Raw genomic sequence first — 21887 nt, 5'->3', positions numbered from 1 at the left:
CTGTTAGTTTCACAGCCACGATGCGCGAAGTCGAGGTTGCACGCTACATCCGCTCGGGCACCTGAATGCCGAGTAGGTTCATGCTGGTTTTGATGGCCTGGGCCGTTTGGGCCGACAACGCCACGCGGAAGGCCTTCTTGGCGGCATCGGGCTCAATGAAGATAGGCACTTCGGTGTAGAAGCGGTTGTAGGCTTTAGCAATATCGTAAGCGTACTGCGCCACGACGGCCGGCGACTGAGTACGGGCGGCTTCGGCCACTACGGCGGGGTAGCGGCCTAGCTCCTGAATCATCTCCCGCTCGGTGGCGTGGATTTCCGTGAGGTTGGTTAAGCTGGCATCGGCGGCTACTCCTTGCTCGGCGGCTTTGCGCAGGATGCTGCTGATGCGGGCGTGCGAGTACTGAATGAAGGGGCCGGTGTGACCTTCTAGGCTTACGGATTCTTCGGGGTTGAAAAGCATCCGCTTCTTGGGGTCCACTTTCAGCAGGTAGTACTTGAGGGCGCCCAGGCCCAGCATGTGGTAGAGCTGTTCGGCCTCCTGTTCACCCAAGCCTTCGGTTTTGCCTTTTTCGAGGGTAGCGGCTTTGGCAGCCTCTACCACCTCACGCACCAGCTCGTCGGCGTCCACTACGGTGCCTTCGCGGCTTTTCATTTTGCCGGAGGGTAGGTCTACCATCCCGTAGCTGAGGTGGTAAATGGCCTCGGCATAGGGCTTGCCCAGCTTCTGCAGCACGGCGCGTAGCACCTGCATGTGGTAGTTCTGCTCGTCGGCAATAACATACACCGAGAGGTCGTACTCGAAATCCTGAAACTTCAGCTCGGCCGTGCCCAGGTCCTGGGTAATGTACACGGAGGTACCATCGGAGCGGAGCAGGAGCTTCTCGTCGAGGCCCTCGGCCTGCAGGTCTACCCACACCGAGCCATCATCCTTGCGGAAAAATACCCCTTTCTGCAGGCCTTCCTCTACCCGCTCCTTGCCCAGCAAGTAGGTACCCGACTCGTAATAATACTTGTCGAAATCGACGCCGATGGTCTGGTAGGTTTCGTTGAAGCCCTCGTACACCCAGCCGTTCATCTGCTCCCAGAGGCTGACTACCTCCTCGTCGCCGGCTTCCCAGGCGCGCAACATGTCCTGGGCCTGCAGCATCATGGGCGCCTGGCGTTTGGCAATGTCGGGCAATACGCCTTCGGCCTCCAGCTGCTTTACCTGCTCGCGGTAGTGCTTCTCGAACAGCACGTAGTATTTGCCCGCCAGATGGTCGCCTTTGATGCCGGCGCTCTGCGGGGTTTCGCCGTTGCCGTACTGCTGGTAGGCCAGCATCGACTTACAGATGTGAATGCCCCGGTCGTTGACGAGGTTCACCTTGTTTACCGTGGCGCCGGTAGCTTTCAGAATCTCGGCCACTGAGTAGCCCAGGAAGTTGTTGCGCAGGTGGCCCAGGTGCAGGGGCTTGTTGGTGTTGGGCGAAGAGTACTCGACCACTACGTTCTGGGGGCCGCCGGTTTCCACGGGCGCATCGGCAGGCTGCTGGCGCAGCTGCTCAAATACCTCCAGCCACGCAGTGTCGGCAATTTCCAGGTTCAGAAAGCCTTTTACCACGTTGTAGCCGGTTACCAGAGGCTCGTTGGCTACCAGCCACTCGCCGATGCCCTGCCCGATTTGCTCGGGGCCTTTGCCAAGTTGCTTGGTGAAGGGGAACGTGACAAGGGTAAACGAGCCGGCAAACTCCTTGCGCGTAGGCTGCAACGTGAGTTGGGGCGACGCTACCTCGACGTCGAATACATTTTTGATGGCAGCCCCGAGAGCTGCCTTGAGGGTTTGTTCGAGTAGTAACACAGAAAGCGAAACGCTTTAACAGAAGCCGGGTACCGGGCTTCTGGAAGATGAATAATTGGAGACGAACCACGGATGCAGCGTAAACCACAGACCCAGCCTTGGCGCCTACCCGCCTTTACCCAGCGAATGGCCCCTGACCCAGCCCCGGCTTACGCTAGAGTCGTCGTTGATTTCGTATCCAAAGAATCGGCCTCATAAGAAGTTGACGCGGCCCCGCTCCGGGCTGCCGCTACTGCAAAGGTAGAAAGCCGGGCTGGAAGCCTCCTGAAAAAAAACATAGCTGTCGCGAAGTATACAAGGGGCAAGGCTGGCCTTGGTATTATTGCCCCTAGTCCTACCCCTACTTTGCTGCCCAACCCAACCAAAGCTGCAGGCTGCGGGTATATGCCGCAACCTGTATCTTGCGCCCTACGCATGAACGTTCATCTCCAGCAAATTCTCGACAACCCCCTGGCCGCGCTGGCCATTGTGGGCAACTTGGTCATCATTGAAAGCCTACTTTCCGTGGACAACGCGGCCGTGCTGGCTACCATGGTTTCCGACTTGCCGAAGGAGCAGCGCCACAAGGCCCTGCGCTACGGCATTATCGGGGCCTACGTGTTCCGGGGGCTCTGCCTGCTGTTCGCTTCCTACCTGATTCAGTTCTGGTACCTGAAGCCCCTGGGCGGCCTCTACCTGCTGTATCTGGCGTACAGCCAGTTTGCCAGCAAGAACCGCGCGGAGGAAGAAGATGTGGACAAGGAAAAAAGCTGGTTTTACCGCCACACCCTGGGCCTGATTGGTCCCTTCTGGGCCACCGTGGCCCTGATTGAGCTCATGGACCTGGCGTTTTCCATCGACAACGTGTTTGCCGTGGTGGCCTTTACCGACAACCTCATTCTGATTTGCGGGGGCGTGTTTATTGGCATTCTGGCCATGCGGCTGGTGGCCCAGGCGTTTGTGCTGCTCATGGGCAAGTATCCGTTCCTGGAAACCGCTGCCTTCGTGGTTATCGGCATTCTGGGCCTGAAGCTTTTGCTGTCTTTGTTCGAGCACTACCAGCCCCAGCATCCCTTCAGCCACTTCCTCGCCAGCGAAACCGCCGATGTCGGCCTGACGATTCTCACGGTGGCCGTATTTGCCGTGCCCCTGCTCACCTCCTGGCTGTTTGGGGTGCCTTACCGCCAAGGCAAGAGGTAGCAACTTCATTGCCGTTAAAAACAGAAAGCGCCCCGTTTGCATGGTAGCAAACGGGGCGCTTTCTGTTTTCATTGAAATAAATTATCGGCTTACAACTTCCTCCATCCGCAGGCGGTTCTGGATGGCGTCGGTGGCGGCTTCCAGAATATCGAAAGCGTTGGTGGCCATGGTATTCATGTTGTCGAGCGTGGGGTTGATTTCTACCATCTCGAAGCACACTACCCGCTCATTATCCAGCAAGGCGCGGCACAAGCTGATAGCTTCTTCCACGTTTAGGCCCTCCTCTACGGGCGTGCCGGTGCCCTTGCTGAAGCGCGAGTCCAACGAGTCTACGTCGAAGGAAATGTACACCATGTCGCAGAAGCGCAGCCGCTCGTAAATCTCGCGGGCCACTTGGCGGGTGCCTTTCGCCTTCACCTCATCCAGCTTGTAGTTTTTGATGCCCAGGCGGTCGATGATGGCATCTTCCTCGTGCTCTGTGTCGCGCACCACCACGTACACTAGGTGGTCGCCGGTTACTTTGGGGCCGGGCTCGCCCAGGTTCTTTAGCTTCTGCCAGAAAAACTCGGTTTCGGGCTCTACGTGGTTGCGCTGGCACTCGCGGTTATCATCGCCGAGGCTGATGGCTAGCGGCATGCCGTGCATGTTACCCGAGGGGGTAGTGTAGGGCGAGTGAATATCGGCGTGGGCATCTACCCACACCACGCCCAGGGTTTTGTAGGGGTAGGTGGCCTTAATGCCGGCAATGGTGGCCGAGGCGTTGCTGTGGTCGCCGGCCAGTACCAACGGGAACTCGCCGAAGCGCAGCGTTTGTTCTACGGCGCCGGCAATGCCTTTTTGCACCGTATAAATGGAATCGATGTGCTTGGCCTTCGGAAAATGATTCCGGTCGAAGAGCACTTGGTTCAGGTCAGGCACGCTGACTGAGTTGAACCGGCGGAAGTAGTCGGAGCCTTTGTTGAGGCAGGCTACACGGAGGGCATCCACGCCCAGGCTGGCGCCACGGGTTCCGGCCCCTAATTCGGAGCGGACTTCCAGAAGCTTAATTCGTCGCATATTACATGGGCAGAAAAGAGGTTAGGGTGGTTTTAATGCTTGCCGATTACCAGGGGTGAGACCGGGTTAGGCTTGACGCGCGCGGGCCTTCCGGCGCAACCAACGAACAAAGCACAACCAAAACCCCCGCGAGGGGGTATCTTTGCGGGTCCTAAGTTCGGAAAAGCTTTTGCTAAGAAAAAGAACGGTCGTGCTTCATCTCACGGCTACTTACTGAACCCAATGGCGGCATAGCCATACCGCTGGCTTTGTATCATTGGGTAGTACCCTTGGCGTCAGGGAGAAGCATGCTTCGGCCCGGCGCTTTTTCTTTATCCAACCAGAAAAACAGCCCCCACACTCCTTTAATGGATACCTACCACTCCCTGATTTCGCAGACGTTCGACTTCCCGACCGACGAATTTCACGTCGAAGACAACGAGTTGCGCTTCCATGATATTGATTTGATGGCGTTGGTAGAAAAGCACGGCACGCCGTTGCGTATCGCCTACCTGCCCAAAATTTCCAGCCAGATTCAACGGGCCAAAGAGTGGTTCCGCCTGGGCATCGAGCAAACGGGCTACCAAGGAAAATATTCCTACGCCTACTGCACCAAGGCTTCGCACTTCAGCTTTGTGGTGGAGGAAGCCCTGAAAAACGGGGTGCACATCGAAACCTCCAGCTGGTTCGATACCAATATTATCCGGGCCATGCACGCCAAAGGCAAGGTCAACAAGGACACCTACATCATCTGCAACGGCTTCAAGACGGAGGAATATAAGCGCGAAATCACGCGCCTCATCAACGACGGCTTCGTGAACTGCATGCCCATTCTCGACTCGCCCAACGAGGTAGACTACTACCACGACAACGTGCGCGAGAAGTGCAACGTGGGCATGCGCCTAGCCTCCGACGAGGAGCCCCGCTTCCAGTTCTACACCTCCCGCCTGGGTATCCGCTACGCCGATGCCGTGCCGCTCTATCAGCAGAAGATCAAGGACGATCCGCGCTTTGAGCTGACCATGCTGCACTACTTCATCAACACGGGTATCAAGGACACCTCCTACTACTGGTCGGAGCTGAGCCGCTTCGTGCACAAGTACTGCGAGCTGCGTAAGGTGTGCCCTACCCTCACCACCATTGATATTGGGGGCGGCCTACCCATCCAGACCAGCATTCAGAAGGAGTACGACTACCCCTACATGATTGCCGAAGTGCTGCGTACCATCAAGCGCATCTGCGAAGAGGAGAACGTGCCCGAGCCAGACATCTTCACCGAGTTCGGCATCTTCACGGTGGGCGAGTCGGGCGCTACGATTTACAGCATTCTGGACGAGAAGCTGCAGAACGACAAGGAGCTGTGGTACATGATTGACGGCTCGTTCATTACGAACCTGCCCGATACCTGGGCTCTGAACCAGCGCTTTATCATGCTGGCGCTCAACGGCTGGAACCGCTCGTACAAGAAAATTCAACTGGGCGGCCTCACCTGCGACTCCCAGGACTACTACAACGCCGAGAAGCACATTTACCAGGTGTTCCTGCCGGAGCGCAAGCCCGCTACCGATACGGAGCCGCTGTACGTGGGCTTCTTCCACACCGGCGCCTACCAGGAAAGTCTCTCCGGCTACGGCGGCGTAAAGCACTGCCTGATTCCGGCCCCGAAAATGGTGATTCTGGACCGGGCCGAGGACGGCACCCTTACCGACCGGGTATTTGCCGAGGAGCAAACCGCCGACTCGATGATGCGCATTCTAGGCTATCAGTCGTAACACGAATGGGAGTCTTCCGCCGGGAAGACTCCCATTTTTTACCGGCCCCAACAGGCTACTGGTCGAAGTGAGCATACCTTGAGTTGCAAGCCGTTGCTGGTTCGGTTACCTTTACCACCCGACACGTACATCCGGGCACGCCCTTAGCACATTTCAATTATTCTCATGAAAAAAGTACTACTTTTCGCTTGCGTAGCTGGGCTCGGGCTGAGCTCCTGCAACAAAAAATCCCAGTGCCCGGCGTATAGCAGCACGAAAGACGCCTCCCGTATTTCTTCTACTATCACGGCTCAGCACAGCACTTCTACTGAGCGTCAGTAAGCTTTCGGCTATCGAAGTTTCTTACTTACCCCACAAAAGCTCCTTTCCAGTACGGAAAGGAGCTTTTTGCATTAATTCCCTAATTTATTATTTAGAACGAACCGGACAATTTCGGCGTTACCTTATCGTTACCACACAGAAAGCACTGCGGTTGAACTAGTTGATGGGGCTTTCGACACCATTTAAATTGAATTTTACCATGAAGAAACTACTGCTGTTAAGCATTGTAGCGTTGGTAGGTACTACTTCTTGTCGCACGCAGTGTCCGGCGTACTCGGCCGCTAAACCCGCCACGCAGGTAGCCACTCCGGCTATGGCTAGCACGGCTACCCCCACTGAGCGACAGTAACCCACCCAGGCTATTTTCGGTCCGAAGCAGCCGGGGCCGCTTTCTACCTATGAAAGCGGCCCCGGCTGCTTCGCGCGTTAAACGAAATGCCTTTCAGGAGTTACTGCCAGAATAATATCGGTGGCCGCGCGCAGGTTAGCTACGCGGGGCTGGTACTCGGCGGGTTCCGCAGTACCCACCAGAATACCCCGCACGCCGGCTTTCTGGCCGGCGTGCATATCGCGCAGCCGGTCGCCCACCATCCAGCACTGGGCCGGGTCGAGGTGAAAGCGGGCTATGGCCTTTTCCAGCATCAGCGAATCGGGCTTCCGCAGCAACGACTCCGACACGCTGGGGTGAGCCGGAGCGAAGTACAGGGCATCCAGCAGATTGCCCGTGGCCTGCTGCAGCTTCTGGTGGCAGGCCTGCACCTCTGCTTCCGAATACAATCCTTTGGCAATACCGGCCTGGTTGGTTACCACGATGAGGTGGTACCCTGCCTGCTTTAGCCGGGCCAAGCTTTCGGGCACATCCTCCAACACCACAAATTTTTCCAGCTCCCACACGTAGTGCCCAATTTCTTCATTTAACACCCCGTCGCGGTCCAGAAATACAGCTTTGTTCATGTGTGTGGTGATGGGGTAACGAGCAGATGAGGCTATGAGGTTTTTGGTCACACGGGAGAGGTAAAATGAGTTGCCTGAAATAACCTCAGCCCGGCAAAGGTAAGGCCCTACCCCTACTTAGTATCTTTACCTCCCCATCACCTCATTCCCTTCTCATGCCCATTGCAATTCTGGGCGGCGGCATATCGGGCCTTACGCTGGCCTGGTACCTGCAGCGCGCCGGCCTCGACTACGATTTGTTTGACGCCGCACCGCACCCCGGTGGTACCATCCGCTCAGAGCAACACGGCCCCTACCTGATTGAAACCGGCCCCAACTCCCTGCAGCTTTCGGATGAGCTGCGCGACCTGCTTGAGGGCCTCGGCCTGACGTCTCAGATTCAGGACGCAGCCGCCGTGAGCCAAAACCGCTATGTACTGCGCCAGGGCCGCTACCAGAAGCTGCCGGCCTCGCCCCCGAGCTTACTCACCAGCTCGTTTTTCAGCCTGAAGGCGCGTTTCAGTTTTTTGCGCGAGCTTACCCGCCCCGCCCTACCACCCGATCCGCAAGAAACCCTGGCTCATTTCTTCCGGCGTCGTTTTGGCGCTGAGGTGGTAGAGTATGCTCTGAACCCGTTTATTTCCGGCATTTACGCCGGCGACCCTGAACAGCTGCTGCTGCACAAAACCTTTCCGCAACTGGCGGCCCTGGAGCAGCAGCACGGCTCCGTAGTGCGCGGGCTGATGAAGAGCAAGAGTGCAGCGGGAGGGCGCCGGCGCATCTTTACGCTGCGCGAGGGCCTGCAGACCCTAACGGATACCCTGGCCCGGAAGCTTCGCCGCGCTCATTTTGGTCAGGCCGCTACCATCCTGCGCCGTCGTCCGGATGATGGGCTCTGGGAGTTGGAAACTACTGCCGGTCCTGCCCCGCGCCTGTACCACCAGGTAGTCCTGACTCTGCCAACGTACGCGGCCGCCCCACTGCTGCAAGACCAGTTTCCGGCGGAAGCGGCGGCTCTGGCGCAGGTGTATTACCCCCCTATGGCCGCCGTATACACTGCCTATCAGCGGGCCGACGTGCAGCATCCGCTGGATGGGTTTGGGGCCCTGCACCCGAAAGCGGAGCAGCCCTACGCGGCCGGCAGCATCTGGACCAGCTCTATTTTTCCGAACCGTGTGCCTAGCGGGCAGGTACTGTTTACCACCTTTGTGGGGGGTAGTCAGTACGAAGCTCAGGCCCGCCAACCGGAAGCCGAGCAAAAAGCGGCCGTTCATCACGAGTTAAGCCGCTTGTACGGGGTAGCAGCCGGCGCGGAGCCCGTGTGGCAGTACCGCTACTACTGGGAACGGGCCATTCCGCAGTTCGATGCCCGCATTGTACCGGCCCATGCTGCCGCCGATGCCCTGGCCCAGCAAGGCCTGCACGTGACGGCCAACTGGCGGGCCGGGGTGGGCGTCCCTGACTGCGTCCGCCATGCCCGCAACCTGGCCACTACGCTGGCGGCGGGTTAGGCTTCAGGCTCAGTTGGCTTCTGCCTGCCACCAAGCCTAAGCAGAACTTATGCCTAGGCTTGGTATGTTAGCTAGAGGGCACAATCTGGCGTGCAGGCAACCTGAGGCTATGGTTTTGCATCTGTAGCTACCACCCGAAGTTTGCATCCGGCTGCCGTGTTTCCCTGCAGCGGCACACCAAACAAACTTCTACCTTTACGGCAATGAATGACGGGCTTGTCCTGATACCGACCTACAATGAGCGTGAAAATGCGGAGTTAATCATCCGCAAGGTCTTTTCATTGCCTCAACCCTTCGATGTGCTTGTCATCGACGACGGCTCGCCGGACGGTACGGCCGAGATTGTGCGCAGCCTCCTGCCCGAGTTCGAAGGACGCCTGTTTTTGGAGGAGCGCAAGGGCAAGCTGGGCCTCGGCACGGCGTACATTCACGGCTTCCGCTGGGCTTTGTCCCACGGCTACCAGTACGTGTTTGAGATGGATGCCGACTTCTCCCACAACCCCGACGACCTCATTCGCCTGTACGATGCCTGCGCCCACCAAGGCTACGATCTGGCCATCGGCTCGCGCTACATCCAGGGCGTAAACGTAGTGAACTGGCCCATGGACCGGGTGCTGATGTCGTATTTTGCCTCGGCTTACGTGCGCCTGATTACCCGCATGCCTATCATGGATGCTACGGCGGGCTTTAAGTGCTACACGGCCCGGGTGCTGCGGACCATTCCGCTGGAGCAAATCAAGTTTGTGGGGTATGCCTTCCAGATTGAAATGAAGTGGCTGGCGTATAAGTATGGCTTCCGCATCAAGGAAGTTCCCATCATCTTCACCGACCGAACCCGCGGGGCCTCCAAAATGAGCAAGGGCATCTTCAAGGAGGCTCTCTTTGGGGTAGTACAAATGAAGCTAAGCAGCTGGTTTCGGCGTTTCGAGCGGGTAGCGCCCGGGGCTCCTGTTTCCGATGACAGTACCCTGGCGGTAGTACCCGCAACCTCGGCCTCGGAAACCCGGTAAGCAACTCGGGCACGGTTCGGGTGCCTGGTGGCGGCATATAACGCGCTGCCCCTGTATCTTACTGCCCGATGGAAAACACTCCGCTCTTCTGGGTTGGCTTCAATGCCTTTGTGCTGGTTCTGCTGCTGCTGGACCTGCTCGTGTTCAACCGCAAAGCCCACGTAGTGCGCATGCGGGAGGCGCTGGGCTGGAGTGCCTTCTGGATTCTGCTTTCCCTCAGCTTTAACTACCTAGTGTATCGCTCATTGGGTAGGCAGGCCGCCCTCGAATTCCTGACTGGCTACCTCATCGAGAAGTCCCTGAGCGTCGACAACTTGTTTGTCTTCCTGCTCATTTTCAGCTATTTCAAGGTCCCGCAGCAATACCAGCACAAAATTCTGTTTTGGGGCATCATTGGGGCGCTCCTGCTGCGGGCGGCATTTATTCTGGCGGGCGCGGCCCTGCTGGCTAAGTTTCACTTCCTGCTCTATGTGCTGGGCGCTTTCTTGGTGTATACTGGCGTGAAGATGGCCACCAGCGGTGGAGAGCCTGAAATTGACCCCGACAACAACCCGGTGGTGAAGTTCCTGAGCCGCCACTTGCCCATCACCAACCGCTTGCACGAAGGAAAATTCTTTGTGCGGCAGAACGGGACGCTCTTTGCTACCCCTCTCCTGGTGGTGCTCGTCATGGTAGAAACTACTGACGTGGTTTTCGCCGCCGACTCTATTCCCGCTATTCTGGCCATTTCGCGCGACACGTTTATTGTGTATACCAGCAACGTGTTTGCTTTGCTAGGGCTGCGCGCCTTGTATTTCGCCCTCGAGGGCCTCATGCGCCTGTTTCATTACCTGCACTACGGCCTTTCGCTTATCCTGATCTTTATCGGGGCGAAGCTCTTGGTGGCAGATATACTGCACATCCCGATGGGTATTTCCTTGGGAGTGGTAGGCCTCATTCTGGCCGGCTCCATAGGGTTGTCGCTCTTGTTTCCTAAGAAAGACTCCGTTGCTACGGAGGAGCCCCGCTAGATTTTTGCAGAATAGCTTAGCGGCTTCCTACCTCCCTTTTCATACCAAAGCCCCGGAGCTGCGTGCAGCTCCGGGGCTTTGGTATGCTTGCTCACCTCCCTGGCTTAGGGCTTGTTGGGGGGGGTAGCCGGCTGGCCTTCAGGGGGCGTGCCCTGGCCCGTGTTGGCACCGGCATCGGGGGCCGTATTACCGCCGAGCAGGTCAATCAGGTTGAGCGGCTCATACTGCGAGGAGTCGGCGGCTACTACGGTGCGCACGGTGTCGCGGGTAGCACGCACGATGTACTGCCGGGCCGGACCCTGAAAATTCACCGAGCTGCCCAGGCTTTCGTACTCGCTCTGCGAGATATAGCCTTTACGGGCCATGAGCTGTGCAATCAGCCGGTGGAAATAGCGTGCAGCCCCGCGCATCTCCCCATACTGGTTGAAGCCCGCCCGGTACGACTTCGGGCGCGGAATGATACTGGCCAGAAACAGGCTTTCCGAGAGGTTAAGATTGGATGGCTGCTTATCGAAGTAGAACTGCGCTGCCTCGTGCACGCCATAGATTTTTGGTCCCCACTCAATGATGTTCAGATACACCTCAAACATGCGTTCCTTGGAAGCCAGGCGGGTGTTCTCTATAATCCAGACAATCAAAGCCTCTTCGGCTTTGCGCACCAGGGTTTTCTTCCGCGTCAGAAACACGTTTTTCACCAGCTGCATGGAAATAGTACTGCCGCCCCGGGCGAAGCGCTGCTCCTTGATGTCGTGGATGGCCGATTTTACCAAGGCCTTTTCCATAAAGCCCCGGTGCGTCATAAAGCGCGGGTCTTCGGCCGTCATGATGGCATACTTTAGGTAGTCGGGCACCTCGTTGTAGGGAGTGAACTCCGGGTTTGAGGAGCCGACCATAAACGTTTTCACCGAGTCGCCTTTATCGTTATAAGCGGTGTAGGGAAACTCCTGGTTGAGCTTGTCGAGGTTTTCGCGGCCAAAGCGGGTAATGCGGAACTGGGTAGCTTGCAAGCCCGAATCAAACTTTAGGCTGTCTAGCTTATTCATGTCCAGGTCGGCCATGAGATGGTACTTGAGCGTGCCTTCGGCCTGGGTGCCCTCCAAGGTTTCGAACATGCCTTCGGGTAGGGAAGCAAAGAAGTCGTTGGCCTTGGTTTCCGCCGATTCCACATTCAGCTTCACCTGAACGCCGGCCAACAACTGATTACGGCTGGTCAGACCATTGATTTCCTTACCAATCACGCGCTGGGGCACCGGTAGGCGCCGCATGCTCAGCTCCGGAAACAGCTCCATTTTATTGAGCAGCACCCGCGTACCCTTTTCCAGGGCAAACGAAGCCTGCCCCAAGCGCATCACGAAATCGATGCCCCCGCGCGGAAAGCGCACGTCGCTGTCGGAAAGCTTCGGGTGATTGACGATAAAATTAGCGGCAGACGCGGTGCCTTTCACCGTCAGCTCATCGTCGCCGCTCAGGTCTTTCTCGCTCAGACTAACCCGAATGGTATCGAACTGCACCCGGGCGCCGTAGCGACGCTGCACATAGGGCAGCACCACGGGGCGGCGGTCCAGGCCAAACACCTGGGCATCCACTTCGTAGTCGCCGGCATCGATGCGGCCCTGCACACCCATCCGATTTTCTACGGAGTCGATAACCGCCGTCAGCTGGCCCGTAATGTCGCCGTCCTCAATGGCTAAGCGCGGCATATTAAGTGTGGCTTCGTGGCGCGGGCTGCGGTAGGTTACCAGGAAGTTCTGAAAATCGGCTTCCTCCGGAATGTTATCGAAGGTGGCTTCCAGCAGCTGGTTGGCCAGGAGGCCGTAGTTGGTGCCGTTGGTGGTATCACGGGGCACCACGGGCTGGTTTTTCTTCTTTTTATAGAGGAAAGAGTAATTATCCTGGCCGTTGCGCGCTTTGCGGGCCGTGAGGCGGGCATTATTGATTTCGAGGTTGCTGAACACCGGGCGGCCGGCAAACAAGCTGCGTACACTTAGCGAGGCCCGCACTACCTGGGCCTTCAGAAGCGTGTCGGGGGTAGCGGTGGGCACCATGCTAACGCCCTCGAGCTGCACCGTGTTCAGGTCGGTGAAGCGGGCCGGGCCCAACGTTAGTACCACCGGGTACTTGCGCTCTACTTTGGCTTTTACTTGCTGCAGAGCATACTCCAGAAGCTGCTGGCGCTTAAACAGGAAGATGCCGAGGCCCAGAAGCAGAAGTGCCGCCAGGATGCCCAGGCCGATGCCGATTTTTTTCTTGGTTGCTGGAGTCACGCGAACAATTCGGGAGAAAGGAACTCGCGGCCGGGCTCTGCTAGATTCGTGCCGAACCCGCCGCCGCTCGGACAACAAAGGTAGCGAAAAAGGCCCGCGCCCCGATTGGCATGCGCCTCGGCTTCCGCTACCTTTGGCGCGTTCTGGCCATTTTTTCCTTCTACGCATGTCCGCTACTGTCGACTACGCCTCGCTTACGCCGCTTACCGCCGTTTCGCCTCTCGATGGGCGCTACCGCCGTCAGGTGGCCCCGCTTTCCCCGTATTTCTCGGAGCTGGCGCTTATTCGCTACCGCGTGCTGGTAGAAGTAGAATATTTTATTGCCCTCTGCGAACTACCTCTGCCCCAGCTCCAAGGCATTGAACCCAGCACCCTCGAAGGCTTACGCAGCATCTATACCGGCTTTTCAGATCAGGATGCGGAAGCCGTTAAAGCCCACGAGAAAGTAACCAACCACGATGTAAAAGCCGTGGAATATTTCCTGCGCGACGAGTTCACGGCCCGCGGCCTGGGCCAGTACCTGGAGTTTATTCACTTCGGCCTCACTTCGCAGGATATCAACAACACGGCCATTCCGCTCAGCCTCCAGCACGCTCTTATTCATACCCTGCTGCCGGCTTACGCCAAAGTGCGCAACAAGCTGGCCTCCCGCGCCTCGGAGTGGGCTACCGTGCCCATGCTGGCCCGCACCCACGGCCAGCCGGCCTCCCCTACCCGTCTGGGCAAAGAAATACAGGTCTTCGTGGCCCGCCTGGATGCCCAGGTAGAGCTGTTGGGGCAGGTGCCGTTCGGAGCAAAATTCGGTGGGGCTACCGGCAATTTCAACGCTCACCACGTTGCCTACCCCGAAACCAACTGGCACAGCTTCGCGAAGCAGTTTGTGGAAGGCCGCCTGGGGCTGAAACGCAGCTACCCTACTACCCAAATTGAGCACTACGACCACCTGGCAGCTCTCTGCGACGCGTTTAAACGCCTCAACAACATCCTCGTTGATCTGTCGCGCGACGTGTGGCAGTACATTTCGCTGGGCTATTTCCGCCAAACCATCAAGGAAGGCGAGGTCGGCTCTTCGGCCATGCCCCACAAGGTAAATCCCATCGACTTTGAGAATGCCGAAGGTAACCTGGGCCTTGCCAACGCTGTGCTGGAACACCTGGCCGCCAAGCTCCCCATTTCCCGCCTCCAGCGCGACCTAACCGACTCGACCGTGCTGCGCAACCTGGGCGTACCGCTGGGCCACACGCTCATTGCCCTCACGTCGCTGCAGCGCGGGCTCGATAAGCTGGCCCTTGACGAAGCCTCCCTCCGCCGCGACCTGGACGACAACTGGCCCGTAGTAGCCGAGGCTCTGCAAACCATTCTGCGCCGCGAAAACTACCCCGACCCCTACAATGCCCTCAAAGCCCTGACCCGCACGCACGGCCCCATCACGGCGCAAACCATCAGCGAGTTTATCGACACCCTTGAGGTGAATGACCAGGTAAAAGGCGAGCTGCGGGCCATTTCCCCGTCGAACTATACGGGCATATAGCAAGCTGTTCTGACTCCCCTATGGCCAGTTTGTTCGATTTGTAACACTATTAGTAGATTGGCATTTGGTGTTACTATAGACTAAGTAACACCAAATGCCAATCTACTAATAGTGTTACACATGCTATGTAACATTCTATACTATTCTAATTTATCTGCTACGTACTATCAGGGTCAGCCTGCATTGCCGTGAACTGGGTTCCCTGCTCTAGTTGCTAACGCCCAACCGGCCCAAACATACCCGTTCTGCGGTGATAGGCAAGGGCTGGCAGCCACGTAATTGCGGTAGCTCTGCTATTTTTACCGGCTCATACTCCCGCTTCGTACCCGTGCCCCAGCTTCTCAACGGCATTACCGTTCACCCCGACTGCCGCCATTTCCGCGGAGATATTCCCTGCCGCCCAAATAAAGAGCACGGCTACCAGTGTGCTGGCTGCCCAGTGTACGCGCCCGTGCAGCAGCGCATCCTCATCATCAAGCTCGGGGCCATCGGCGACGTTATTCGTACTACCCCGTTGTTGCGGCGGCTGCGGCAAGAATATCCGGGTAGCAAAATCACGTGGCTGACGCTTACGCCGGCTATTTTACCCCAGGGAGAAATTGATGAGGTGTTGAAGCTGGAGCTGCCCGCCGTACTGCACCTGCAGCAGCGGGAGTTCGATATTCTCTTTAACCTCGACAAGGATAAAGAAGCCTGTGCCCTTCACGATTCCATCCGGGCTGGGCAGAAATTCGGCTACACGCTGCACCCGCAGTATGGGGTAGCCTGGCCCGGCAATGCACTGGCCGATCATAAATACCTCACGGGGGTATTTGATGAGCTGAGCCTGCAGAATCAGAAGCCCTATGTTCAGGAAATCTTTGAGCTGAGCGGTTTCGACTTTCGGGGCGAGGAGTACGTTTTCGATACCCACGAAGACAAAGGCTACAGCTGGGCTGCCCTGCCTACCGGCCGCCCGCGCATTGGCCTGAACACGGGCTGCGGCGACCGGTGGACCACGCGCCTGTGGTCAGACGAGCACTGGACGTCCCTTATTACCCAACTGCAGGCAGCTGGCTACGCCCCGGTGCTGCTGGGCGGAGAAGCCGAGGACGACCGGAACCGCCGCCTGCAGGCTGTTACGGGCGCTACCTACCTGGGCACTTTTCCCCTACCCCAGTTCATTAACCTGATGTACCAGATGGACGGCATTGTGACACAGGTAACCATGGCCATGCACATCAGCATTGCCCTGCGCAAGCCTACCATCCTAATGAACAACATTTTCAACCCGTACGAATTCGACCTCTACGGCCGCGGCCAGCTCGTGCAGCCCAACCGACCCTGCGTGTGCTTCTACCGTGGCTCCTGTAAGCTTGGCACCAGCTGTATGGAGGAGCTGCCGGCCGCGAAGGTGTTCGAGGCTGTACGGGACTGCGTGCCGGCGCAGTGAGCCTTTGCTGATGAAACCACCTAGTCGGCCGCTTGCCCTAATCGGATGCAGCATACTACTGCTGGTTGCTGCGCTACCTGTGGTTCTACTTTCCGGGAAGCATCATCCCGGGCCCTGCCTCTCCACCGGAGATTATCCTTGCTATCCGCCCGAACCCGCTCGTTGCTGAGAGAAAAAAATATTCTTTCTTCTGCGTTAATTATGGTTTCGCCGGCTCTTTTCTTCGTGCTACCTCCTCAGACGGGCAGCGCGGATGGGGCTTCCGTAGCGTTTGTACGCTATGGCTGTGTTAGTTGCTAGCCCTACTACTCAGGCTATTTATTGGGGACTACTAGCCGAGCAGCGACCAGGGTGTTGCACCGCAAGTCAGCTACCCCACAACCTCTTTCAGGGCCTTCACCATCTCACTCCACGAAAAGTCTTTCTTGCGGGCCCACACACCGGCCGTAAACTCCTGCTCCCGGCCCTGCTGGTAGAAGTCCACCAGAGCATCGGCAATGGCATTGGGGGTAGGCGGCACCACGTATCCTACTTCCCCATTGGGAATCAACTCGGCTAGGCCGCCAACATCGGTGACCAGCATAGGACGGCTGAAGTGGTAGGCAATCTGCGAGACGCCGCTTTGGGTAGCGTTTTTGTAGGGCTGCACTACCATATCGGCGGCGCAGAAGTAATCTACTACGCGCTCATTCGGGATGAAATCAGTAGCGCGCACAAGGCGGCTTTCCAGGTGGTACTCCTGAATCAGCGCTTCATAAGGCGCGGCATCCTCGTAGAACTCACCGGCAATAATAAGCTTCACGGGCAGCTTGGCCAGGCGCTCATCGGCAAAGGCCTGCAACAGAATATCCAGCCCCTTGTACGCCCGAATGAAGCCAAAGAACAGCAAATATCCCACCTGCGGATCGAGTCCCAGCGCCTGTAAGGCTGCTGCCTTGGGCTTGATCGGGCCGAAATTATCGTAGAGCGGGTGCGGCTTGTACACGGCGGGCTGCTTGAAGTGTAGCCGCCGCAGATCGGCCAGCACGGCGCGGCTCATAGTCACGAAGCCGTGGCAGGCAGCCAGGAAATAGCGTGTCAACGGCCGGTCGCCGGGCCGCTTTTCGTGGGGGATGACGTTGTCGGTAATGGCCACCACGCGGGTGTGGCGGTTGCGGCGTACAAGGCGGGCAACGGTGCCCAGCGCCGGCCCCATAAACGGCAGCCAGAACCGAAAAATCACCAGGTCGGGACGCTCCCGCCGCAGCCGGTCGCCCACGCGGTACCAACTCAGAGGGTTTACGGAGTTCAGGCTTACTTCAATGTCAAGGTCCGTTGGGCCGGCCTCGGTGCTGAACTGCGTCTGCCCAGGGAAGAGAAAATCGGGGTACTGCAGCGAGAACGTAACCAGACGCACCTCGTCGCCGGCCTCACGGAATGCGCGCGCCAGTCGCTCGTTGTAGGAGGCTAGCCCACCCCGCAGCGGATAGGCCGGACCAATAATGACGACTTTCATCTCTCTGGAAAAGTAAAACCGCCGGCCACTTATAGTAGCGCGGCGGTTGTTAAGCACTGCTTACTTCAGGTTCAGCTTTTCCCGCACCAGGTAGTCGTTGCGGTGCGCTCCGTTGAGCTGCACCATTTCGGCCAGGAACCCGGCCAGAAACAGCTGCACGCCCACTACTACCGCGACCAGGGCGAGGAAGAACAGAGGCTGCGCCGTTACGTCGCGGGCGTGCAGGTTGTGGCTGGCCAGCCAGACCTTCTCGCCTACCAGCCACAGTGTAATCAGCATTCCTACCAGAAACGACAAGGAGCCCAGGGTACCAAAAAAGTGCATGGGCCGGCGCCGGAAGCGGCTAACGAACGTGATGCTCATCAGGTCCAGGAACCCGTATACAAACCGCTCCAGCCCAAACTTGGTGACGCCATATTTGCGCTCCTGGTGCTGTACTACCTTCTCGCCAATTTTGCGAAAGCCTGCCCACTTGGCAATTACTGGAATGTAGCGGTGCATTTCGCCGTAGACTTCCACGCTTTTTACCACCCGGCTGTCGTAGGCTTTCAGACCGCAGTTAAAGTCGTGGAGCTGAATCCCGGAAATCCAGCGCGTTACGCCGTTGAACAGCTTGGTCGGGATGGTTTTGCTCAGTGGGTCGAAGCGCTTTTTCTTCCAGCCGCTCACCAAATCGAACCCTTCCTGGGTAATCATCTGATACAAGCCCGGCAGCTCCTCGGGGGAGTCCTGCAAATCGGCGTCCATTGTGCATACTACCCGGCCCGAGGTTTCGCGAAAGCCCACATTCAGGGCGGCCGACTTACCATAGTTGCGGTTGAAGCGAATGCCACGCAAGTGCACATCTTCAGCGGCCAGCTCTTCAATCACGGCCCAGGAATCATCGGTCGAGCCATCGTCAATGAGAATGACTTCGTAGGTGAGCCCGTGCTGGGTAAGCACGCGGTGAATCCAGCGCGTAAGCTCCGGCAACGATTCGGCTTCGTTGAGCAGAGGAATAACAATGGACAACTCAACGGGAAAATGCGGCGAAAAACGCTTACTCAAACTCAGGACGGGTGTTTTTAGTGATGGCAGAGATAATTAGAGCCAGCAGAAACCCGAAAAAGGCCGTAGCAATAACTCCCCAAATAATGCTAATCGGGCCGGTGGGCATCATCTTAGCTGTCCACTGAATGGTTTGGTCAATCTGTTCGTCGCTTAGCTTCCCCTCATTCTCTAACTTGGCTCGCGCCGCATCTAGCGTACGCTGGGTATACTCGCTATCAATAAAGTTAACGTAGATATAGCGAAAAACTCCACTGAGTGCGCCAATTATGGCCCCCTCAACCGTTGCAATACCCAGGCCTTGCCCGTAGCTCATAAAGCCGCCGTTGCTCTGTTTATAAGCCTTGTGAGCCAGCACAATGCCCGCAATCAGAATGGCAAATGTGAGGATACCCAGCCACGGGTTCTGGTCTAGCCCGGTTGCCATTAGGGCCAGCGAGTAGATTACGGTTACAATGCCAATTATTAGTCCGTAGCGTATGCCAATGGCAGCAGGAGTAGCGGCGGGGGTAGACGTGTTTTCCATAAGGCAGCAGGGTAGATAGGTTGAAGCCGGAAGGTACTTTATTTCCGCAAAAACACGCCCCCAGGAATACTAAGTAACAGACCGAAGATGATTTTCTTGGCAAACTCATCCTGGGCAAAGGCGGCGGGGGTAGTGGCCAGCCCGCGCAAGGTAGCTTCGTACTGCTGCTGCCCATTAGGCTGCTTCAAATAAAGAGCCTTGGCACTTGCTAGCAGTTGCCGCGCTTCTACCAAGTGTTGCTCAATCAGCCCACTGCCTGTTAGGTGCGCAAATGTATAGAGCCCTGTAGCCGCTACTGCCGCTCCTATTAGTGTCGTGAAAATTCCTACCCCAATGGCCTTCCATAAGCCCGGCCCCGCGGGATAATACCGCCGCAGTAGCACCTGGCTTACTACCGCGGCTATGGGTGGAAAAAAATCGGATAAGGTCCGTTTAGGACCATAGGGGTTATTGTCTGTCAGGTACAGAAAGAGCACCCAGGCAATGCAAAGCGCGCCGGTTATGAGGCCATGCACCGCAGCAGTGCGCAGGACCGGATGAGCAGGAGAAGTGGATTCCACAGCCAAAAGCTAATAAAGGCCGCAAGATACACGCTGGGCCTGCAATCTAATCTAATCTAAGCAGCCACCGCTTCGGGCACTGATGCGCCCCGGCGGTTCCACCGTAGCAGCAGGCCCTCCAGGAGCAGGCAGGCCAACGCGGCCCAAAGGCAGTAGCGCCATAAAGGCACGCCTACCCTCGTGGCTTTGTAGTGAGCTGCTACTGTTTGCCCCTGGCTGGTTTCGTAAACGTGTACGGTGGGCCGGTTAGGGCCAATCAGTTCGCGAAGCTCCGCGGCGGAGTAGCTACGTAAATCTGACTCGCGCTTATCAAAGTTGAATGCCAGAGTTGCTACCGGCTTGTTGTTGCGCTGCAAGGTATAAAACCCTGATTGTTGCATACCGGGCGGCACTTCCAAGAACAGCGTGCCACCCTGCCGTCGCTGAGCCGGGATATAGGTGAGACTGTCTCCCGCCAGACGATAGACTGGCTCACTACCCTTGTCGTTGGCACTCTCTGGTAGGCGCAGCGTAAGTGTTTGCTGAGTAAGCCTATATGCTGGCTGTTGTTCCTGCTGGTAGCTTTGCATAGCCAGACGGTACATAACCGGCACAAACAGCGGATGCTGCATGAAGTCGGAATACGGGTCACTCAAGGGTGCTGCAAACACGTACACCATCCCTTTTCCGCTTCGGAAACCAGCCAGAAACGGTTCCCCATCACGCATCCGCAACACTTCGCTTTCTGAGCGTGACCATCGCAGAATAGGTGCCGCTTTAGGCATTCCAGCCCGCTGACTGGATGTAGCAAAAACATCCCGGAAAAACGGGTTCTGTGCGCCTGGCGTAGCCACTTCTTGTAAGACGAGCTTAGTCCCCTGAGGCTGCCACTGCACAGGCCCCACTCCTAGGTCCTGAAACAAACGATTGTAAGAATCACGGCCCGCCGCCCCGGCTGCTGGAACTACTACCAGCGTTGCTCCTTGGTTTACTGCTCGCCGCAAATTCTCGCGTACCCCACCCGAGATACTGGCAGCTTCGCGCAACACCAACAAGTTAGCAGCAGCTAACGTGGGGTAGTCTGGAGCTTCAACTGCAGCCTGTTGATAGGAAAACAGAGGTTCATTCGTGTACAGCTGTCGTAGCCGAGGCTCGGCCGCCAGTTCAACTACTGCAATCCGGGCCGCAGGCTGCAGGGTGAAATAATACGTGTTATCAAAATCGACTGGATACTCTTCGAGTTGCACCGAGCACTGTTGCACCTCACCTGATGCCAGTCGTATGCGCACTTGTGTTGTTACAGATTGCTGCGCTGGAACAGTAGCCGTAAATGTTGCGGCTTGCTGACGCCCCACAAAAAGCTTGGCTTGGCAGTTACTAGCGGGTTGCACACCACCATTACGCAGCCGAATGTGCACTTGCAGATCTACCCCCTGGCGGACAAATGCATCGTCAAGCCATACACTGTCTACAAATACATTCGCACCGCTCGGCTTGGCTAAAGGCACGAGAAATACTTGGCGGGTTGTATCTATTTCACGGAGTGCTTGTGCAGAAAAAGTACTCTTCTGAAAATCAGAAAACAAGAATAATGGCCCGTTAGCTAGATGACCGCCTGACGTGTACCGTTGAAGCTGATTTCGCCCTCCCCCTACTTGCCCCGATACTTGAAGCCGTTCAACTGCTGCACGATACTGGTCCGCCCCTAACGAGGCGGGCTTCCCAGGAAATAGAGTATAGCGGGCTGTTGCTGGAAACGCCAAGGGTAGTTCTGCTGCTTCACGAATACCGTTTTCTAGCAGCGTCTGATCATCTCCACCTAGCTGACGCATACTAGGCGAAGTATCTACCATAACGTTGACGACTGCTGCCTGAACCGCTCCAGCTTCCGGAGCCGGTAAAATAGGCTGCGCGAAGAGCAACACCAGAAAGCTAATCACCCCTATCCGAGCAGCCAGGATCAACAAGTGTTTGATTCTGCGCTGACTAGCAGTGACAATCTTTACCTCCCGTACAAACGACACATTCGAAAACAGTAGCCTTTGAGGCCGCCGCAGTTCGAAGAAATGAATTGCTATGGGGAGTGCTATAGCTAGTAAACCAGCTAAAAACCAAGGATGTATAAATGCCATGAGAGATAAGTAGTTTGTGAAAGTAAAACTTTAGCTCTCATCGTTAACATAGTGCGCAACTCAAATGTGCTTCTTTCACTTAGGCTATGCGGGCATTTCTGTTTATTCTCAGGCTTCTCCCTAGGCCGGAGGCTGCGGCCGGGCCAGGAGGGGCCCTTAGAGCCTGAGCGCTGCCACGCTGCCGGGGGGGGGGGAACGCAACACGGCCCCCCGCAGCACGAAGTCGCGGGGGGCCGTGGAAGGCATAGGGTTGGCGGCGACCGACTCTCCCACCGATGAAGGCAGTACCATAGGCGCACCGGGGCTTAACGAC

The 21887-nt window shown here is 57.1% G+C and carries 17 protein-coding genes; 8 read left to right on the top strand and 9 right to left on the bottom strand.

The annotated features are described in order from the left end of the window. Window positions 1-43 precede the first annotated feature (43 nt). Window positions 44-1837, bottom strand: coding sequence for an arginine--tRNA ligase (gene argS / locus K3G63_RS00085; RefSeq protein WP_220612070.1), 1794 nt, complete (start codon window positions 1835-1837; stop codon window positions 44-46). Window positions 1838-2251: 414 nt separating this feature from the next. Between argS and K3G63_RS00080 the strand changes: the two genes are divergently transcribed. Next, window positions 2252-3016, top strand: a complete 765-nt coding sequence (locus K3G63_RS00080) for a TerC family protein (RefSeq protein WP_220612069.1) — start codon at window positions 2252-2254, stop codon at window positions 3014-3016. Between the two features lie 81 nt (window positions 3017-3097). On the opposite strand, the gene K3G63_RS00075 is transcribed toward K3G63_RS00080, so the two are convergent. Beyond that, a complete protein-coding gene (locus K3G63_RS00075; protein WP_220612068.1) occupies window positions 3098-4072 on the bottom strand; it encodes an arginase in 975 nt (324 codons plus the stop codon). Between the two features lie 347 nt (window positions 4073-4419). Here K3G63_RS00075 and K3G63_RS00070 point away from each other — a divergent pair, with 347 nt between their 5' ends. Together K3G63_RS00070 and K3G63_RS00065 are read left to right on the top strand one after the other, a co-directional pair. Then, window positions 4420-5823: an arginine decarboxylase gene (locus K3G63_RS00070; RefSeq protein ID WP_220612067.1), complete on the top strand. Its 1404-nt coding sequence runs from the start codon at window positions 4420-4422 to the stop codon at window positions 5821-5823. Between the two features lie 520 nt (window positions 5824-6343). Next, window positions 6344-6493 carry a hypothetical protein gene (locus K3G63_RS00065; RefSeq protein WP_220612066.1) on the top strand — a complete coding sequence of 50 codons (150 nt, stop codon included), beginning with the start codon at window positions 6344-6346 and terminating at the stop codon, window positions 6491-6493. A 77-nt stretch (window positions 6494-6570) separates the two neighbouring features. Here the strand turns inward: K3G63_RS00065 and K3G63_RS00060 are convergent, their stop codons facing one another. Next, a complete protein-coding gene (locus K3G63_RS00060) occupies window positions 6571-7098 on the bottom strand; it encodes an HAD-IIIA family hydrolase (protein ID WP_220612065.1) in 528 nt (175 codons plus the stop codon). 155 nt (window positions 7099-7253) lie between these two features. Between K3G63_RS00060 and hemG the strand changes: the two genes are divergently transcribed. The 3 genes from hemG to K3G63_RS00045 all read left to right on the top strand — a co-directional run bounded on the left by hemG (window position 7254) and on the right by K3G63_RS00045 (window position 10608). Next, window positions 7254-8588 carry a protoporphyrinogen oxidase gene (gene hemG / locus K3G63_RS00055; protein ID WP_220612064.1) on the top strand — a complete coding sequence of 445 codons (1335 nt, stop codon included), beginning with the start codon at window positions 7254-7256 and terminating at the stop codon, window positions 8586-8588. A gap of 203 nt (window positions 8589-8791) precedes the next feature. Continuing rightward, window positions 8792-9598 carry a polyprenol monophosphomannose synthase gene (locus K3G63_RS00050; protein ID WP_220612063.1) on the top strand — a complete coding sequence of 269 codons (807 nt, stop codon included), beginning with the start codon at window positions 8792-8794 and terminating at the stop codon, window positions 9596-9598. A 68-nt stretch (window positions 9599-9666) separates the two neighbouring features. Then, window positions 9667-10608: a TerC family protein gene (locus K3G63_RS00045; RefSeq protein WP_220612062.1), complete on the top strand. Its 942-nt coding sequence runs from the start codon at window positions 9667-9669 to the stop codon at window positions 10606-10608. A gap of 104 nt (window positions 10609-10712) precedes the next feature. Here the strand turns inward: K3G63_RS00045 and K3G63_RS22995 are convergent, their stop codons facing one another. Continuing rightward, a complete protein-coding gene (locus K3G63_RS22995; RefSeq protein ID WP_220612061.1) occupies window positions 10713-12872 on the bottom strand; it encodes a biosynthetic peptidoglycan transglycosylase in 2160 nt (719 codons plus the stop codon). A 166-nt stretch (window positions 12873-13038) separates the two neighbouring features. Between K3G63_RS22995 and purB the strand changes: the two genes are divergently transcribed. Both purB and K3G63_RS00030 read left to right on the top strand, forming a co-directional pair. Continuing rightward, the gene (purB, locus tag K3G63_RS00035; RefSeq protein WP_220612060.1) at window positions 13039-14403 is read left to right on the top strand and encodes an adenylosuccinate lyase; all 1365 of its coding nucleotides are present in this window, start codon (window positions 13039-13041) and stop codon (window positions 14401-14403) included. A gap of 328 nt (window positions 14404-14731) precedes the next feature. Beyond that, entirely contained in the window at window positions 14732-15835 is a 1104-nt protein-coding gene (locus K3G63_RS00030) for a glycosyltransferase family 9 protein (protein WP_220612059.1), read from the top strand. 370 nt (window positions 15836-16205) lie between these two features. Here the strand turns inward: K3G63_RS00030 and K3G63_RS00025 are convergent, their stop codons facing one another. Genes K3G63_RS00025 through K3G63_RS00005 form a run of 5 tightly spaced genes read right to left on the bottom strand, consistent with a single transcriptional unit; the run spans window position 16206 to window position 21574 of the window. Beyond that, the gene (locus K3G63_RS00025) at window positions 16206-17330 is read right to left on the bottom strand and encodes a glycosyltransferase (protein ID WP_220612058.1); all 1125 of its coding nucleotides are present in this window, start codon (window positions 17328-17330) and stop codon (window positions 16206-16208) included. 60 nt (window positions 17331-17390) lie between these two features. Further along, entirely contained in the window at window positions 17391-18341 is a 951-nt protein-coding gene (locus K3G63_RS00020; RefSeq protein ID WP_259404214.1) for a glycosyltransferase family 2 protein, read from the bottom strand. A 28-nt stretch (window positions 18342-18369) separates the two neighbouring features. After that, complete coding sequence (locus K3G63_RS00015) at window positions 18370-18903, bottom strand: DUF4199 domain-containing protein (protein ID WP_220612056.1); 534 nt, start codon at window positions 18901-18903, stop codon at window positions 18370-18372. A 38-nt stretch (window positions 18904-18941) separates the two neighbouring features. Further along, a complete protein-coding gene (locus K3G63_RS00010) occupies window positions 18942-19463 on the bottom strand; it encodes a DUF4199 domain-containing protein (protein WP_220612055.1) in 522 nt (173 codons plus the stop codon). A gap of 56 nt (window positions 19464-19519) precedes the next feature. Further along, window positions 19520-21574 carry a BatA domain-containing protein gene (locus tag K3G63_RS00005; protein WP_259404212.1) on the bottom strand — a complete coding sequence of 685 codons (2055 nt, stop codon included), beginning with the start codon at window positions 21572-21574 and terminating at the stop codon, window positions 19520-19522. Between the last annotated feature and the right edge of the window lie 313 nt (window positions 21575-21887).

Source organism: Hymenobacter sp. HSC-4F20 (genome assembly GCF_019599275.1).
In the GTDB taxonomy this organism is placed as follows: domain Bacteria; phylum Bacteroidota; class Bacteroidia; order Cytophagales; family Hymenobacteraceae; genus Hymenobacter.
Note: the sequence above shows the minus strand (reverse complement) of the source record. Positions and strands in the feature narration are given on the sequence as shown.

What these genes read in the sequence shown, in the direction of transcription:
- K3G63_RS00080 (WP_220612069.1), top strand. Translation starts at nt 2,252, where the DNA reads ATGAACGTTCATCTCCAGCAAATTCTCGACAACCCCCTGGCCGCGCTG.
- K3G63_RS00075 (WP_220612068.1), bottom strand. Translation starts at nt 4,072, where the DNA reads ATGCGACGAATTAAGCTTCTGGAAGTCCGCTCCGAATTAGGGGCCGGA.
- K3G63_RS00070 (WP_220612067.1), top strand. Translation starts at nt 4,420, where the DNA reads ATGGATACCTACCACTCCCTGATTTCGCAGACGTTCGACTTCCCGACC.
- K3G63_RS00065 (WP_220612066.1), top strand. Translation starts at nt 6,344, where the DNA reads ATGAAGAAACTACTGCTGTTAAGCATTGTAGCGTTGGTAGGTACTACT.
- K3G63_RS00060 (WP_220612065.1), bottom strand. Translation starts at nt 7,098, where the DNA reads ATGAACAAAGCTGTATTTCTGGACCGCGACGGGGTGTTAAATGAAGAA.
- hemG (WP_220612064.1), top strand. Translation starts at nt 7,254, where the DNA reads ATGCCCATTGCAATTCTGGGCGGCGGCATATCGGGCCTTACGCTGGCC.
- K3G63_RS00050 (WP_220612063.1), top strand. Translation starts at nt 8,792, where the DNA reads ATGAATGACGGGCTTGTCCTGATACCGACCTACAATGAGCGTGAAAAT.
- K3G63_RS00045 (WP_220612062.1), top strand. Translation starts at nt 9,667, where the DNA reads ATGGAAAACACTCCGCTCTTCTGGGTTGGCTTCAATGCCTTTGTGCTG.
- purB (WP_220612060.1), top strand. Translation starts at nt 13,039, where the DNA reads ATGTCCGCTACTGTCGACTACGCCTCGCTTACGCCGCTTACCGCCGTT.
- K3G63_RS00025 (WP_220612058.1), bottom strand. Translation starts at nt 17,330, where the DNA reads ATGAAAGTCGTCATTATTGGTCCGGCCTATCCGCTGCGGGGTGGGCTA.
- K3G63_RS00015 (WP_220612056.1), bottom strand. Translation starts at nt 18,903, where the DNA reads ATGGAAAACACGTCTACCCCCGCCGCTACTCCTGCTGCCATTGGCATA.
- K3G63_RS00005 (WP_259404212.1), bottom strand. Translation starts at nt 21,574, where the DNA reads ATGGCATTTATACATCCTTGGTTTTTAGCTGGTTTACTAGCTATAGCA.